Here is a 15731-nt window from a genome sequence, read left to right on the forward strand (position 1 = left end):
CGTACGGGCGACGGCGCGGCTACCGACACCTGACACGGCAGGCTATTTGTCGGTTTTGTTACAGGTGTGGAAATGGTGAACCAGACACCTGAAAGTGGTAGATCAGCCCTGTTCTACGACGGGGAGCAGGATCGCCGACGGATGGGTCGGATCGTGGTGGATCTCGCGGTCGCCGGCCCGCAGCGTGACCGCCGTACCCAGCGGCTCGCCGGTGCCGGGGTTGCGGGCGTAGCGCGGATGCGCACCCCCACTGACCTGCACCCGCAGCCGGTGGCCGGCGGCGAACCGGTGCGCGACCGGCCACATCGCCACCGGCACGGCCACCACCCCGTCGACCGACGTCGGGAAGCCGTCCGGCACCACCCGGACCAGGCCGTCGCACACGTTCCGGGAGCGCCCGCGCCGGTCCACGTCACACAGTCGGACGAAGACGTCGAAGTAGGGCAGTTCGCTGCGTACCCGGATCTCCGCCGCGACCGGGCCGACCACCTCGACCGGCGCGCGCAGCGGCGCACCGGTGTAGGTCAGCACGTCCGGGCGGGCCTCCAGGTCACGGTTGTCGACCGTCCCGGCCCGCTGGGCGACGAGCAACGGGCCGCCCAGCGACGGCGTCGGATCGGTCGGGTCGTAGCGGAACCGGTCCGGGCTCGACGGCGGCGGCGGCGCCGGGTCCAGGCCGCCGCCGGGTTGCAGGTGCCAGGCCACCGGCACCGCCGGCGGCGGCCACCGTGGCAGGTCACGCCAGCCCGCGCCGCCGCCGACGTGGACGCGTACCGGTGCCGTGCGCAGACCGACGGCGTCACCGGCCAGGTGCGCCCGCAGCCAGGCCGCCCCCTCGCGTACGGACGCCGCGAGCAGCCCCGGGCTGCCGTGCGTCCACGGCCCGACCGTCAGGTAGGGCCGCCGGCCCGCCGCCCGCAGCCGCGCGTAGTCGGCCAGTTGGGCCGGCAGGAAGATGTCGTGCCAGCCGGTGATCATGCCGACCGGGGCGGTGACCTCGGTGATCCGGGCGTCGAAGACCCGGGCGCGCCAGTACGCCGCCCGCGGCCGGTGGTGCCGCAGCCAGTCCTGGAAGAACGGCACCGCCGCGCCGGTGGCGATCCGGTCGGCCTCGGCCAGCGGCAGGTGGGCCAGCCCGGCGACCAGCCCCGGCTGGCCGCGCTTCAGCTCGACCTGCCGGGCCAGCCACGGCACCCGCTGCGCCTGGATCAGCTCCACCCAGGTCAGCACGCTGTCGAGCGAGAAGGCCCCGCCGGCGTACGTCGATTCGCGGCTGGTCGACGCGGCGACGACGGCGACCATCGCGCGCAGGTCGGGGCCGGCGTCCGGGGCCAGCGCCCACTGCACGAAGCCCTGGTAGCTGGCGCCGAACATGCCGAACCCGCCCGAGTACCAGCGCTGCCGGCGCAGCCAGTCGACGGTGTCCAGGCCGTCGGCGCGCTCGTCGGCGAACGGCTCGAACACCCCGCCGGAGCCGAACGTGCCCCGGCACGACTGGATCACCACGTGGAAGCCCTGCCCGGCCAGCAGCCGGCCGAGCACCCGCATCGGCAGGCCCCGCCCGTACGGGGTCCGGATCAGCACGGTGGGCGCGGCCGGCAGGTCGGGGGCGTAGTGGTCGGTGAGGAGCTTGACCCCGTCACGGGCCCGGACCCGCAGGCCGGCCCGGCGGACCACCCGGCGGGTGCGCGCCGGGGGCAGTCGCAGGAGGCGGGCGGCGAGCCCGGCCGCCAGCGCGGCGAACATCAGTCCGGCGGCCGGCCGACCGGGGCGGCCCGGTCCGGCGCGTCGCCCCCGGGTGCCGGGCCGGTGGGCCGACCGGCCCGTACGTCGTCGCGGTGCTGGCGCATCATCGCCGCCATGTCCCGCATGAACCGGTGCACGACCGTCAGCTCGTCGTCGGTGTAGCCGGCCATCACGCCCTCGGTGCGCCAGCCGAGCGGGCGGAAGAAGTCCATGGCGACGCGGGCGCCCCGGTCGGCGTAGCGGAGGAAGACCTTGCGCCGGTCGACGGTGTCCCGGTCGCGGCGGATGTGGCCGGCGCGTTCCAGCCGGTCGATGAGGGCGGTGACCGAGCCGGACGACAGGTTGAGGTGCTCGCCCAGCCGGCCCGGGGTGATCGGGTTGTCCTCCCGCTCCGCGTCCATGATCGCGATCAGGGCCTGGAGGTCGGTGGCGCCGAGCCCGTGCAGGTTGGCGAAGGCGTGCCCGACGTGCTCGGAGTCGATGGTGAGCCGGCGCAGGTCGACGGCGATGTCGGCGGTGAGCGCTTCGCGCCGCGTGTCACGCGGCCGGTACATGCCGTGCGTCACCGAGGTTGTCCGCCTTTCCGTGCCTTGCCTCGCCTGATTTGCACTCTACCGGAGGCGTCGATAATCTCGATCGTCGAGATACTTGGTTGTCGACAAGTATGTTTATCGGGAGATGTGGATGACACCGCGACAGGTCACCTCCGGCCGGACGGACACCGAAACCGACGCCGGCCCGGCCGACCCCGCCGGCGACCACCGGCCGACCAGGATCGGCGGCCGGATCGGCGCGATCGTCAGCGGCCGGTGGAGCGCCTGGGTCGTGCTCCTCGTCGCGGCCGTGTTCTCCGCCGCCGTCGTCCTCGGCGGCGGCCAGGCCTACGAGAGCACCGACCCGACGGCCGCGCTGCCCGACACGGCCGAGTCCGTCCGGGTCGCCGAACTCCAGCGGCAACTGCCCAGCGGCCAACTCAACCCGGCCCTGGTGGTCTACTCCCGCGGCGGGCAGCCACTGACCGCCGCCGACGAGGCCGCCATCGCCGCCGACGCCGCCGCGTTCGCCGCCGAGGCCACCGGCGGCCAGGTCTCCCCACCGGTCTACTCCCCCGACCGGGCGGCCGCCCTGCTCGCCGTACCACTGCCCGCCGACCTCGACACCGACACCACGATCGCCACCGTCGAACGGCTGCGCGCCACCGCCGCCGACGGCCTGCCCGCCGGGGCGACCGCGCAGGTCAGCGGCGGCGCCGGATTCACCGCCGACATCGCCTCCTCGTTCGACGGCGCCAACTTCCGGCTGCTGCTGGTCACCGTCGTCGTCGTCGCCCTGCTGCTGATCGTCACCTACCGCAGCCCCTGGCTGTGGCTCGTACCGCTGGCCGTCGTCGGCACCGCCGACGTGGTCACCAACGGCCTGATCGCCATGCTCAGCCGGGCGATCGAACTGCCGATCGACCCGTCGACCACCGGTATCGTCGACGTCCTCGTCTTCGGCGCCGGCACCAACTACGCCCTACTGCTGATCGCCCGCTACCGAGAGGAACTGCGCCGCGTCGACGACCGGCGCGAGGCGATGCGCCGCTCGCTGTCGTCGGCCGGACCGGCCATCGCCGCCAGCGCCACCACCGTCTGCCTGAGCCTGCTCACCCTGCTCACCGCCGTACTCGGCAACGACCGGGCGATCGGCGTCGCCGGCGCGGTCGGGCTCGCCGTCGCCGCCGCGTACGGCCTGGTGGTGCTGCCCGCCGCGCTGTCCGTCTGCGGTCGTCGCCTCTTCTGGCCGTTCGTGCCCCGCGCCGGGCAGGCCGACCCCGCCCGCTCCGGCATCTGGGCCCGGGTCGGCGGCCTCGTCGCCCGCCGCCCGCGCGCCGTGCTCGCCGGCTCCCTGGCCGTGCTCGCCCTCCTCGCCCTCGGCCTCAGCGACGCCCGGCTCGGCCTCAGCCGCACCGAACAGTTCCGGGTCCAGGCCGAGTCGATCGACGGCCTCGACACCCTCGCCCGGCACTTCCCCGCCGGCTCCGCCGACCCGACCAGCGTCATCGGCAACGCCGGCAGCGAGCAGCCACTCCTCACCACCGTCCAGGACACCCCCGGCGTCGCCAGCGCCCGCGTCGCCGAACGCACCGCCGACCTCGTCGCCATCGACGTCGTGCTGGAGGCCGAACCGGACAGCACCGCCAGTTTCGACACGATCCGCGACCTGCGCGAGCGCGTCGACGACGTACCCGACGCCGACGCGCTCGTCGGCGGCACCGTGGCGAGCAACCTCGACACCCGCGACGCCGCCATCCGCGACCTCAAGGTCGTCGTACCGCTGGTGCTCGTCGTCGTCCTGCTCGTCCTGATCGTGCTGCTGCGCTCACTGGTCGCCCCGCTGGTGCTGGTCACCACCGTCGTCGCGACCTACTTCGCGGCCCTGGGCGCCGGCAACTTCCTGTTCACCAACGTCCTCGACTACGCCGCCCTGGACACCTCGGTGCCCCTGCTGGCGTTCCTGTTCCTGGTCGCGCTCGGCGTCGACTACAACATCTTCCTCGCCACCCGCGCCCGCGAGGAGGCGTTCACCCTCGGCACCCGCAAGGGCATGCTGACCTCGCTGGCCGTCACCGGCGGCGTCATCACCAGCGCCGGCATCCTGCTCGCGGCCGTGTTCGCCGTGCTCGGCGTGCTGCCCCTGGTCACCCTCACCGAACTCGGGATCATCGTCGGCCTCGGCGTGCTGCTCGACACCCTGCTCGTCCGCACCCTGCTGGTGCCGGCCATCGCCGTCACCGTCGGCCGCCGCTTCTGGTGGCCGAGCGCCCTGGCCCGCGCCAAGACCGACTGACCGGTCCGGCCCGCCGCCGCGCCGCATCATGACACCGGCGGCGGCGGGCGGCGGCTAGAACGCCAGGCACTCGCATCCGGTCGTCAACCACCGGACGTTCTCGACGTAGCGCGGGTTCGGTATCACCAGCCCGTCGGCGGTGTCGACCTTCCCGTAGCCGAAGTTGTACGCCGCCAACACCGCGTTGACCAGGCACGGCGCGGTGTGGCTGGCGCACTCCCCGTCGTACGTCAGCGTGTAGTCGCCCCCGAAGTAGACGTCGCCGAAGTACTTGATCAGCCAGGCCAGGTAGTTCGCGCCCAGCGTCGCGTTGTCCCGGTAGTCGTCGACGTCGTAGTTCTTCTCGAACCGCATGTTGACGTACGCCGCGGTGTCCGGCATCACCTGCATCAGGCCGATCCCGCCGTCACACGCGATGATGTTGGACTGCCAGCCGCTCTCCTGCCACGCGACGGCCTTCACCAGGTTGACCGGCACCCGGATGCCCGGCGCCGACGTCGGCCAGTACGTCCGCCCCGCCGCCTCGGTCAGCGCCGCCTTCGCCTGGGCCCGGGTGGCCTGCGTGCCCACGTACTTCGGCTTGCAGCCGCTGGGGGCCGGCGCCGGTACGGCCGGCGGCAGCTTGGCCTCGACCGGCGGCTTGCGGGTCGGTTTCGGCCGGGCCGACGGGGTGGCGCCCGGCGTCGGGCTGGCACTGGGCGTGGGGGCGGCACCGAGCCCCTGCACGTGCGGCGGTGGCGGGGTCGGCGACGGCGTCGGCGTGCCGGTGGCCTCGACCACCGGGGCCACCACGTCGGCCATCCCGTCCCCGGCCAGGTCGCCACCGGCGTCGCCGCAACCGGCGACCGCCAGCACGGCTGCGACCAGCACCACCACTGTCCGGCGTGCCCGTGTCCGCATCGGACGTCCCCTCCCGTGTCGGTCCGGACACCGGGCCCCGCCGACCGGCGGCCAGTCGCACGAGCGACGAGCCGCGCAGGTCGTGGCAGGTGGGGACCGGCGCGGGACGCACCATAACAGCGGTTGACCTTGGACGGGACCCGCCCGGGCAAACTGGACGCCGCCTCGGGCGACCCGGTCAGACCAGGCCCGCCGCCCGTCGCGGCCGGTAGGTACCCGCGTTCGCCCGGCCGCCGCCCGCCTCCGGACCGGCCTGCTCCAGGCCCGCGGCACCGACCGCCGGCCGGTCCCCGTCGGCCCGGCCACCGGCCGCCACCGGCCCCGTGTCGCCCGCCGACCGCCCGTCCGCCACCGGCCCACCGCTGCCGGCTGGTCCGGCGCCGGCTGATGCGATGCCGACCGCCCCGGTGCCGGCTGGTTCGGTGCCGGTCGCCCCGTCCGGCTTCCGCACGGCCCGGTCCCGGGTCGCCCAGGCGATCATGAACACCGCCGTCCACAGGACCCCGAGCAGCACCGACGTCACCGTCTCGCTCGCGGTGCTCCAGCCGACGTAGAGCCGGGCACCCGCGACCGTCACCACCCCGACCGCGGCCCCGGTCCACGCCGCCACCGCCACCGGCCAACGCGCCCGCCGCGACAGCAGCCACGCCAGCGTGCACAGGCTCGCCGACGCCACCGCGTTCTGGCCGGGCAGCAGCGCCGCCGGCAGCGGGCCGCCCGCCGACGACTCGTCCAGGATGGTCAGGTCGGCCACCAGCGCGACCAGGACCGGTGGCACGAACGCGCCGACCGTACCGACCACGCCGACCAGGTCGTCGCGCCAGGCCCGGGTACGCCAACCGTGTGCCAGCGCCAGCATCCCGACCACCGCGATCAGCAGCGATCCCCGCAACGCGCCGATCGCCGTGTGCGCCACCTCGACCGCGCCGTCGGTGCGCTGCCCGGCGAACCAGCCGGCGATCGCGGTGTCCACGGCGGACAGCCCGCTCCCGTCGACCACCGTCGACACCGCCCAGGCCAGCACCAGGCCGCCGCTGAACAGCAGCACCAGGCCGGCGGCAAGGTTGGCCACCAGTGCCCAACCGGCACCGACCCGCGCCGACAGCCCGGTGAACAGGGCGCCGTACCGGTGCACCACCCACCGCAGCACCGGCAGCCGGCCGGCCCGCGCCAGCAGCGCGCGTACGGGATCGGGGTTGCGGCCCAGCCACCGGCCGGCGAGCACGATCGCGACGACCGAGACCAGCATCAGCAGCACCGCCGCGGTGGCGCGGCCCAGGTAGTGCGAGACCGCCGCGTACGACTCCCCCGCCAGATAGCCGACCACGATCGAGCCGCCGACCCAGCTCACCACCCCGAGGAGGTTCCACGGCGCGAACCGCCGGTAGCGCATGCCGGTGCTGCCGGCGAGCCGGGGCAGAAGCGTGCGGGCGAACGCCACCCACCGCGCCCCGGCGATGCCGCGACCACCCATCCGGCCCAGCATCCGGTCGGCCCGGGCCCACCGCTCCTCGCCGACCCGGGCACCGAATCCGCCGGCCCGCAGCCGTGGCCCGTACCGCCGGCCGGCCCGGAACGCCAACGCGTCACCGACGGCCGCCGCGGTGATCATGATCAGCAGCGTCGGGCCGAGCCGCAGCGTCCCGGTGTACGCCAGGAACCCGACCAGCAGGAGCGTCCCCTCCGCCGGCACGAAAAGGCCGAGGAGCAGCGCGGTCTCGCCCATCACGAGGGCCGCCGCGACCACGTAGATCAACCCGGGCGGCAGGTCGGCCAACCGCATCAACAGGTCATGCATGTCGCTCCCCCGCCACGAACGTCAGCATGCCAGCCGCCGGACGGCGACAGGCAGCGATTTGCGTGGAGATCCGGGCCACCTCAGGGTGACCCCGACGGGGGCCGGCGACGGGCGAGCGGGAGGATAAGGGCATGCAGACCCGCTCCGACCTCCGCAACGTCGCCATTATCGCCCACGTCGACCATGGCAAGACAACCCTGGTCGACGCCATGTTGCGCCAGGCCGGTGCGTTCAGCGCCCGGGCCGAGATGGCCGACCGGGTCATGGACTCCATGGACCTGGAACGCGAAAAGGGCATCACCATCCTGGCCAAGAACACCGCGGTGCGCTACGTGCCCGCCGACGGCACCGGCCCTTTCACCATCAACATCATCGACACCCCCGGCCACGCCGACTTCGGTGGCGAGGTCGAACGCGGCCTGACCATGGTCGACGGCGTCGTCCTGCTCGTCGACGCCAGCGAGGGACCGCTGCCGCAGACCCGCTTCGTGCTGCGCAAGGCCCTCAAGGCCCGGATGCCGATCATCCTCGTGATCAACAAGGTCGACCGGCCGGACGCCCGGATCAAGGAGGTCGTCGACGACACCTACGAGCTGTTCCTCGACCTCGACGCCGACGAGGAGCAGATCGACTTCCCGATCGTCTACGCCTGCGCCCGCGACGGCATCGCCTCGCTGACCCAGCCCGCCGACGGCTCCGTACCCGCCGACAGCGACTCCCTCGAACCGCTGTTCCGCACCCTGCTCGACACCATTCCGCCGCCGGCGTACGACGAGACCGCCCCGCTCCAGGCCCACGTCACCAACCTCGACGCGTCGCCGTTCCTCGGCCGGCTCGCCCTGTGCCGGGTCCGGCAGGGCACCATCCGCAAGGGCCAGACCGTCGCCTGGTGCCGCACCGACGGCACCACCGAGCGGGTCCGCATCTCCGAACTGCTGATGACCGAGGGACTGGAACGCAAGCCCGCCGAAGAGGCCGGCCCCGGCGACATCATGGCCGTCGCCGGCATCCCCGAGATCATGATCGGCGAGACGCTCGCCGACGTCGACAACCCGGTCCCGCTGCCGCTGATCACCGTCGACGAGCCGGCCATCTCGATGACCATCGGCACCAACACCTCACCGATGGTCGGCCGGGTCAAGGGCGCCAAGGTCACCGCCCGCATGGTCAAGGACCGGCTCGACAAGGAACTCATCGGCAACGTGTCGCTGCGGGTCCTGCCGACCGACCGCCCGGACGCCTGGGAGGTCCAGGGCCGCGGCGAACTCGCCCTCGCCATCCTCGTCGAGCAGATGCGCCGCGAGACGTACGAACTGACCGTCGGCAAGCCGCAGGTCGTCACCCGGGAGATCGACGGAAAGACCTGCGAACCCGTCGAACGGCTCACCATCGACGCCCCCGACGAATACCTCGGCGCCATCACCCAGCTCCTCGCCACCCGCAAGGGCCGCATGGAGCAGCTCGTCAACCACGGCACCGGCTGGATCCGCATGGAATGGCTGGTCCCGGCCCGCGGCCTGATCGGCTTCCGCACCGAGTTCCTCACCGACACCCGCGGCACCGGCATCCTGCACCACGTGTTCGAGTCCTACGAACCCTGGTTCGGCGAGCTGCGTACCCGCAACAACGGCTCCCTCGTCGCCGACCGCGCCGGCGCCGTCACCTCGTTCGCCATGCTCAACCTCCAGGAACGCGGCACCCTGTTCGTCGAACCGGGCACCGAGGTGTACGAGGGCATGATCGTCGGGGAGAACTCCCGCTCCGACGACATGGACGTCAACATCACCAAGGAGAAGAAGCTCACCAACATGCGCTCGTCGACCGCCGACGAGACCGAGAAGGTGATCCCGCCCCGCAAGCTGTCCCTGGAACAGGCCCTGGAGTTCTGCCGCGAGGACGAGTGCGTCGAGGTCACCCCCGCCGCCGTCCGGCTGCGCAAGGTCGTCCTCGACCAGACCACCCGCGGCCGGGCCGCCGCCCGCCGCAAGCACGCCGGCTGACCAGCCCCGGAAACCGCCCCGCGACCGGCCCGTCGCGGGGCGGTGCCGGCGGTCGGCTCGGCTACCGTCACCGCGTGATCCCGCACGACCTCGACCAGCGCCTGGCCGCCACCCCGGGCACCGTCTCCGCCTACGTCGGCCGCCTCGACACCCCACCGGCCTACACCCGGCAACCCGACGACACCCACTACGCCGCCAGCACCATGAAGATCGCCGTACTCGCCGCGCTGCACCGCGCCACCGAGGCCGGCACCGTCGACCCCGACCGGCCCGTCGCCGTACGCAACGAGTTCGACTCGGCCCACCCCGGCGCCCCCCGGTTCGGATGCGCCCCCGACTACGACAACGACCCCGTGGTGTGGGCCCACCTCGACGGCACCGCCTCCCTGCGCTGGCTCGCCCGCCGGATGATCGTGCGATCCAGCAACCTCGCCACCAACATCGTCCTCGCCCACGTCGGCCTGCCCGGCCTCGCCGACGTCTGGCGCCTCGCCGGCGCCCGCCACAGCGTCACCGAACGCGGCATCGAGGACTACGCCGCCCGCGACGCCGGCCTGACCAACCTGGTCACCGCCGCCGACCTCGCCGCCCTGCTCGCCACCATCGCCGCCGGCGCCACCCGCCCCGGCCCGCTGGCCGCCCCCGAACACTGCGCGCAGATGCTCGAGGTGCTCCGCGCCCAGGAACACCGCGACTGCCTGCCGGCCGGCCTGCCACCGGGCACCCCGATCGCGCACAAGAGCGGCTGGATCACCGGCGTACGCCACGACGCCGGCGTGGTCCTGCCCGCCGACGCCCCGCCGTACTCGGTCGTCGTCTGCACCACCGCCGACCCCGCCGCCGACGGCTTCGACCGGGCCACCCACGACGCCGCCGCCCGCCGCCTCATCGCCGACCTCTCCGCGGCGGCCTGGCAGGGCCGGCACGGCTGACCACGCCGCCGGTCCGCGCCCCGCACCACCACCGCCCGGTCGATAGGGTGCCCCGCATGACGATCGCCGCCGTACGCACCCACCACCTCTCGGCGCCGCTGCACACCCCGTTCGTGACCGCGCTGCGCCGCGCCACGACCGTCGACACGCTGATCGTGGAGATCGTCGACGCCGACGGCCGGTCCGGATTCGGCGAGGCGCCGCAGGTCTGGCAGGTCACCGGCGCGTCCATCGCCGGCGCCCAGGCATGCGTCGAACAGGTCCTCGGCCCGGCCCTGACCGGACTCGACGCCGACGACCTGCTGGCCAACTGCGCCCGCACCCGCCGGGCGGTGGCCGGCAACGAGGCCGCCAAGTGCGCCGTCGACGTCGCCCTGCACGACCTGGCCGCCCGCCGGGCCGGGCTGCCGCTGGTCCGGCTGCTCGGCGGCACCACGCTGCGGGTGCCGACCGACGTCACCCTCGCCGCCGGCGACCCCGACGCGCTGGCGGCCGCCGCCGCCGCCCGGACCGCCGAAGGGTTCACCGTGCTGAAGGTCAAGGTGGGCACCGACGCCGCCGGCGACCTGAACCGGGTACGCGCCGTACGGGCGGCGGCCGGCCCGGCGGCCCGCGTCCGGCTGGACGCCAACCAGGGCTGGTCGCCCCGCGAGGCGGTACGCGTCATCCGTGGCGCCGAGGACGCCGGCCTCGACGTCGAACTCGTCGAGCAGCCGGTCGCCGGCCGCGACCTCGACGGGCTGGCGTGGGTCAGCGACCGGGTGGACACCCCGATCCTGGCCGACGAGGCGGTCTTCGACGTACGCGACCTGGTCGAGGTGATCCGGCGCCGGGCCGCCGACATGGTCAACGTCAAGCTGGCCAAGTGCGGCGGGCTGGCCCCGGCGCGTACGCTGCTGGACCTCGCGGCGGCCCATGGCATGGGCACGGTCGTCGGGTCGATGATGGAGGGCCCGATCGGGCTCGGGGCGGCGGCGAGCCTGGTCGCGGCGTACGGTACGACCGTGGTGTCCGATCTGGACGCGGCGTGGTGGCTGGCGGCGTCACCGGTGCGCGGCGGTATTCGTTACGAGGGTGCGACCGTGGTCCTGCCCGCCGGACCGGGGCTCGACGTCGACCTGACCTGAAAGCAACATCCAGACCGTCGTTGTTCATCGCAAGATACTTTCGTATGGTCGGGTTCCGGGACGTTCGTCGATTCCCGGGCGGGGCGGGGTCGCGCAACCTGGAGGGGTGGCGGTGGGCATGACGCTCGAGGCAGGCCGGGAGGCGGTCGTACGGGTCGCCGTCGCCACACTCTGGGCGGGCCCGGAGGCCACTCGCGAGGTCGACGCGCCCGCACTGGCCGACCACACCGACATCCCCGGCTGGATCTCTGCGATGGACCGCGACCAGCAGGTCGGCGAATGCGTCCTCAGCCAGCTCCTGCTCGGCGAACGGGTCCTGGTCGAGGAGATACGCGCCGACGGCTGGGCCCGGGTCGTCGCCGTCGAGCAGCCGGCCGCCAAGCTCGACCCGCGCGGCTATCCCGGCTGGCTGCCGGCCAGCCAACTGAGCCCGGCCCCGGACGTGGACCCGCCCGGCCAGCCCCTCGTCGTCGACGCCACCACCACCAGCCTGCACGCCGGCCCGGCCGGCGACCTGGTGCTCGACGGCGTCATCCTCGGCACCCGGCTGCTGCCGGCCGGCCCCGTCCGCGACGGCTGGCGCCCGGTGCACGCCCCCGGCCACCGGCAGCCACTGTGGACACCGGAGAGCCATCTCGTGCCGGTGTCGACCCGCCCGCCGACCGCGACCGAGGTGCTGGCGATGGCGTCCCGGCTGCGTGACGTCGTCTACATCTGGGGCGGCGTCTCGGCGTACGGGGTGGACTGCTCGGGTCTGGTGCACCTGGCCTGGCGCCGGTTCGGGGTACGGCTGCCACGCGACGCCGACGACCAGGCCGACGCCACCACTCCCCTGCGCCTGGGCGCGGAACTCCCCGGCGACCTCTACTTCTTCGCCCGGCCGGGCCGGCCGATCCACCACATCGGGATAGTGACGGCCGCCGCGGACGGCCCGGAGCGGCGCCGGATGCTGCACGCCTGCTACACCCAGCGGCGCGTCATCGAGGAGCCGCTCTCCGCCGACCGCGCCGCCACCCTGGTCGGCGCCCACCGCGTCTAGCCCTTCTTCCTCGCGAGACAGCTCTCCCCGCACTGCGCCGCTCGTTTCGCGCCGCACGCCACACCCACTACGCCATCCTAGGAGGCTATCCCGCCCCCCTCTTGATCCGCGTGATCAGGGAGTACGTCGAGTGTGTCGTTGGCGTGCCATGGTGCGAACTCCCTGATCACGCGGATCTTGCCGGGATGCCGGGCTCCCTGATCGATGCCGGGCTCCCTGATCACCGTGATCAGGGAGCTGGTCGGGCGTGTCGCCGGCGTGGCGCCGGTAGCGGCCCCTGATCACGCGGATCTTGTTCCGGGCTCGCTGGCGGTGGACGGACGGTCGCCCGGGTGCTGCCGCCGGCCGGCATCCGGTTCACCGCGCTGGTCCCGCCGCCCAACCAAGATCCGGGTGATCAGGGAGTTTGCATCGCGCCCCGCCGACAACACGCTCGATCTACTCCCTGATCACGCGGATCAGGACCCGGGCGGCGGGGGTGGGCGGGGGCGTGGGAGGCTGCCGGGCATGGTGCTTGAGGTTGCCCTGATCGATGTGGTCGCCGGTCGCGAGGACGAGTTCGCCGCCGCGTACGCCAAGGGACACGAGGTGCTGGCCACGACGCCCGGTTGCCGGTCGGTGCGGATGACCCGCGGCATCGAGTCGCCGACCCGGTTCGTGCTGCTGGTCGAGTGGGACTCGGTCGCCGCCCACGAGGAGAACTTCCGGGCCAGCGAACGGTTCACGACCTGGCGTTCGCTGATCGGCCCCTACTTCGCCGGCCCGCCGGTGGTCGAACACTTCACCGACGTGCCCGCCTGAGTTGTCGTACGGCGGCGCTAGCCTCCACAGCGTCCGTCAACGACCCCGGGAGCGTGCATGTACCGCCAGGGTGATGTCCTCGTCCATCCCATCGAACCCGCCGACGTCCCGGCCGGCCTGGTGCCGGCCGGTCGCGACGCCCGCGGCCGGCTCGTGCTCGCCCGGGGCGAGGCGACCGGTCACGCCCACGTGGTGAGTGGTTCCGGTGTCACGCTGTGGGCGTCGCCCGACCAGAGCGACCCCTCGGTCCTGCTCATCGAGGGTTACGGCCGGCTCAGCCACGAGGAGCACGGACCGATCGCCCTGCCGGCGGGTTCCTACCGGGTGATCCGGCAGCGGGAATACGTGCCGGGCGCGTGGCGGCCGGTGGCCGACTGATGGCGACCGAGACCATCTCCCCCGCCGACACGCTCACCGACCAGCCGGGGACCGCCGAGGACGCCGCCGCCGCGGCGGCCCTGGCCGGCATCGCCGACCGCTGGCTGGAGCATGGTCTGTGCACCGCGCCGGCCGACCGCCCGGCGGCCGAGGCCGCGGTCCGGGAGGCATACGTCGCCGCCGGCCTGCCCGCCCCGCGCCACGTGGTCTGGCTGCCGTCGCCGTTCGCCGGCGCGCTGGCCGCCGCACTGCTCACCGCCCCCCGCCCCGAGGCCGGCCCGACCGGGTCGAGCGCGGGCACCCCGGATCCCGACGACGACACCCCGGCCCCTGACCGCGACACCGTGCCGGCCACCCGCACCGCCACCACGATCGACCAGGTGCTGGCGGCGCTGCGTGCCCAGGGCTGCGTGCCCGGCGAGGTCGCGCCGGGCAGGGCGATCCGCGGCACCCTGCGCACCGCCCCGTGGGCGGCGGCCCGGACGGCGGCGACCGAGCGGCTCGGTCCGGCCGGCTGGGCCGCGCACTGGGCGGCCGGCGGGCAGCGCACCTGGAATCTGCTCGTCGACCGGGTCGTCACACCGTTGCGCACCCGGCTCGCCGAGGACCTGGTCGCCGATGTCCGCGACCCGTTGACCGAACGGGCGCGGTCCGCGCTCTTCGACGCCGTCTACGGGCTGCACGAGGCGGCCTGGCTGTCCGCCTTCGACGGCGACCCCCGCCTGCGCGGGCTGGCCAACGTCGCCACCTCGGCCGGCTGGTGGTGGCCCTACGAGCAGGTCGCGGTGCTGACCGAACGGCCGGTGGTCACCGAGCGCGACAACGTCGGCCGGCTGCACCGCGGCGACGGGCCGGCCCTGGCCTATCCGGACGGCTACGGCCTGCACGTGTGGCGCGGCATGGCGATCCCGCCAGAGGTCGCGCAGGAGCTGCCCCGGCTGACCGTGCAGCGGATCAGGGCGGAGCAGAACGCCGAGGTCCGCCGGGTGATGCTGGAGCACTTCGGCTACGACCGCTACCTGCGGGAGAGCAACGCCCACGCGATGCACCGCGACGAGTGCGGCGTGCTGTGGCGGATCAACCTCAGCGACGACGAGCCGCTGGTCATGGTCGAGGTGGTCAACTCGACGGCCGAGCCCGACGGCACCCACCGAACCTACTGGCTGCGGGTCCCGCCGGACACCCGGACCGCGCGGGGCGGGGTCGCGTGGACGTTCGGCCTCACCGAGGAGGAATACGCGCCGCTGGCACAGACCTGACCGACGGCCGGCTAGCCGCCCGCTCGCGGCGCGAGCCGGACGACCGTGCCGGTCTCCAGCGCGACCCAGACGGCGGCGTCGGGGCCGACGGCGATGCCGTGCGGCTCCGACGCCGGATCGGGCAGGTCGTGATGGTGGAAGTCGCCGTCGGCGCTGACGTGGCCGATCCGGTTGCCGGCCCATTCGGTGAACCAGCAGCCGCCCGCCGGGTCGGCGACGATCGCGTGCGGCTTCGCGTCGCGGTCCGGCAGCGCGAACTCGGCGACGGCACCGTCCGGGGTGATCCGGCCGATCTGGCCGGCCGCGATCTCGACGAACCATAGGTTCCCGTCGGTGCCACGGGTGATGCCGACCGGTCCGGCGTCGGCGGTCGGCAGCCGGTGCAGGGTCACCGCGCCGGCCGGGTCGATGCGGCCGATCGCGTTCGCCCGGTTGAGCGTGAACCACAGCGCGCCGTCCGGCCCGGCGGTGATCATCGACGGAAAGCCACCCGTGACGGGCAGGGGAAACTCGGTGATCCGGCCGTCGGTGGTGATCCGGCCGATCACGTCGGCGTTCATCCCGGTGAACCACAGCGCGCCGTCCGGGCCGGCCGCGATACCGAACGGCGCGGCCTCCGCCGACGGCACGGGAAACGACGCCGTGACGCCCTCGGTGGTGATCCGCCCGATGTGGTGGTCGCGGGACCGGGTGAACCACAGTGCCCCGTCGGGCCCCGTCGTGATGATCGCCGGGCCGCTCGACGGCGTATCGACCGGGTAGCTGGCCACGGTTCCGTCGGCCGCAAGCCGGCCGATCCGGCCGGCGTGGACGAGGGTGAACCACGGCGCCGCGTCCGGCCCGACCGTGATGCCGTACGGGCCGGCGGCGGGGTCGGACACCACGAACCGGCTGATCGGTGGGCGGTGGGTCGGCATGCGGT

The 15731-nt window shown here is 73.9% G+C and carries 12 protein-coding genes and 1 pseudogene; 8 read left to right on the plus strand and 5 right to left on the minus strand.

What is annotated here, in order from left to right; genetic code table 11:
* Positions 1-102: 102 nt before the first annotated feature.
* Complete coding sequence (locus AB0M79_RS19705; protein WP_364215399.1) at positions 103-1746, minus strand: CocE/NonD family hydrolase; 1644 nt, start codon at positions 1744-1746, stop codon at positions 103-105.
* On the minus strand, positions 1746-2300 hold the full coding sequence (locus tag AB0M79_RS19710; RefSeq protein ID WP_364215621.1) for a MarR family transcriptional regulator: 555 nt from the start codon (positions 2298-2300) through the stop codon (positions 1746-1748). Before AB0M79_RS19710 ends, AB0M79_RS19705 begins: the two co-directional genes overlap by 1 nt.
* A 130-nt stretch (positions 2301-2430) precedes the next feature.
* On the opposite strand from AB0M79_RS19710, the gene AB0M79_RS19715 reads away from it, so the two are divergent.
* Positions 2431-4575 carry an MMPL family transporter gene (locus AB0M79_RS19715; RefSeq protein ID WP_364215402.1) on the plus strand — a complete coding sequence of 715 codons (2145 nt, stop codon included), beginning with the start codon at positions 2431-2433 and terminating at the stop codon, positions 4573-4575.
* A 54-nt stretch (positions 4576-4629) separates the two neighbouring features.
* Here AB0M79_RS19715 and AB0M79_RS19720 read toward each other — a convergent pair whose 3' ends face one another.
* Both AB0M79_RS19720 and AB0M79_RS19725 read right to left on the minus strand, forming a co-directional pair.
* Positions 4630-5475 carry a lytic transglycosylase domain-containing protein gene (locus tag AB0M79_RS19720; protein WP_364215405.1) on the minus strand — a complete coding sequence of 282 codons (846 nt, stop codon included), beginning with the start codon at positions 5473-5475 and terminating at the stop codon, positions 4630-4632.
* A 448-nt stretch (positions 5476-5923) separates the two neighbouring features.
* Positions 5924-7273, minus strand: a pseudogene (locus tag AB0M79_RS19725) (VTT domain-containing protein); the annotation flags it as partial.
* Positions 7274-7404: 131 nt separating this feature from the next.
* Between AB0M79_RS19725 and typA the strand changes: the two are divergent.
* The 7 genes from typA (at position 7405) to AB0M79_RS19760 (ending at position 14809) form a co-directional block, all read left to right on the plus strand.
* Positions 7405-9273 carry a translational GTPase TypA gene (gene typA / locus AB0M79_RS19730; protein ID WP_364215408.1) on the plus strand — a complete coding sequence of 623 codons (1869 nt, stop codon included), beginning with the start codon at positions 7405-7407 and terminating at the stop codon, positions 9271-9273.
* Positions 9274-9347: 74 nt separating this feature from the next.
* Complete coding sequence (locus tag AB0M79_RS19735) at positions 9348-10205, plus strand: serine hydrolase (protein ID WP_364215411.1); 858 nt, start codon at positions 9348-9350, stop codon at positions 10203-10205.
* A gap of 56 nt (positions 10206-10261) precedes the next feature.
* Positions 10262-11332: a dipeptide epimerase gene (locus AB0M79_RS19740; RefSeq protein ID WP_364215414.1), complete on the plus strand. Its 1071-nt coding sequence runs from the start codon at positions 10262-10264 to the stop codon at positions 11330-11332.
* A gap of 118 nt (positions 11333-11450) precedes the next feature.
* Positions 11451-12371: an NlpC/P60 family protein gene (locus tag AB0M79_RS19745; protein WP_364215417.1), complete on the plus strand. Its 921-nt coding sequence runs from the start codon at positions 11451-11453 to the stop codon at positions 12369-12371.
* Between the two features lie 507 nt (positions 12372-12878).
* Entirely contained in the window at positions 12879-13172 is a 294-nt protein-coding gene (locus AB0M79_RS19750) for an antibiotic biosynthesis monooxygenase family protein (protein WP_357540847.1), read from the plus strand.
* A 57-nt stretch (positions 13173-13229) separates the two neighbouring features.
* A complete protein-coding gene (locus tag AB0M79_RS19755) occupies positions 13230-13550 on the plus strand; it encodes a hypothetical protein (RefSeq protein WP_364215421.1) in 321 nt (106 codons plus the stop codon).
* Positions 13550-14809, plus strand: a complete 1260-nt coding sequence (locus AB0M79_RS19760) for a DUF6745 domain-containing protein (RefSeq protein WP_364215424.1) — start codon at positions 13550-13552, stop codon at positions 14807-14809. The genes AB0M79_RS19755 and AB0M79_RS19760 overlap by 1 nt, the downstream gene beginning before the upstream one ends.
* 11 nt (positions 14810-14820) lie before the next feature.
* On the opposite strand, the gene AB0M79_RS19765 is transcribed toward AB0M79_RS19760, so the two are convergent.
* Positions 14821-15726: a virginiamycin B lyase gene (locus AB0M79_RS19765; protein WP_364215427.1), complete on the minus strand. Its 906-nt coding sequence runs from the start codon at positions 15724-15726 to the stop codon at positions 14821-14823.
* Between the last annotated feature and the right edge of the window lie 5 nt (positions 15727-15731).

Source organism: Polymorphospora sp. NPDC051019 (assembly GCF_040683055.1).
Taxonomy (GTDB): Bacteria; Actinomycetota; Actinomycetes; order Mycobacteriales; family Micromonosporaceae; genus Polymorphospora; species Polymorphospora lycopeni.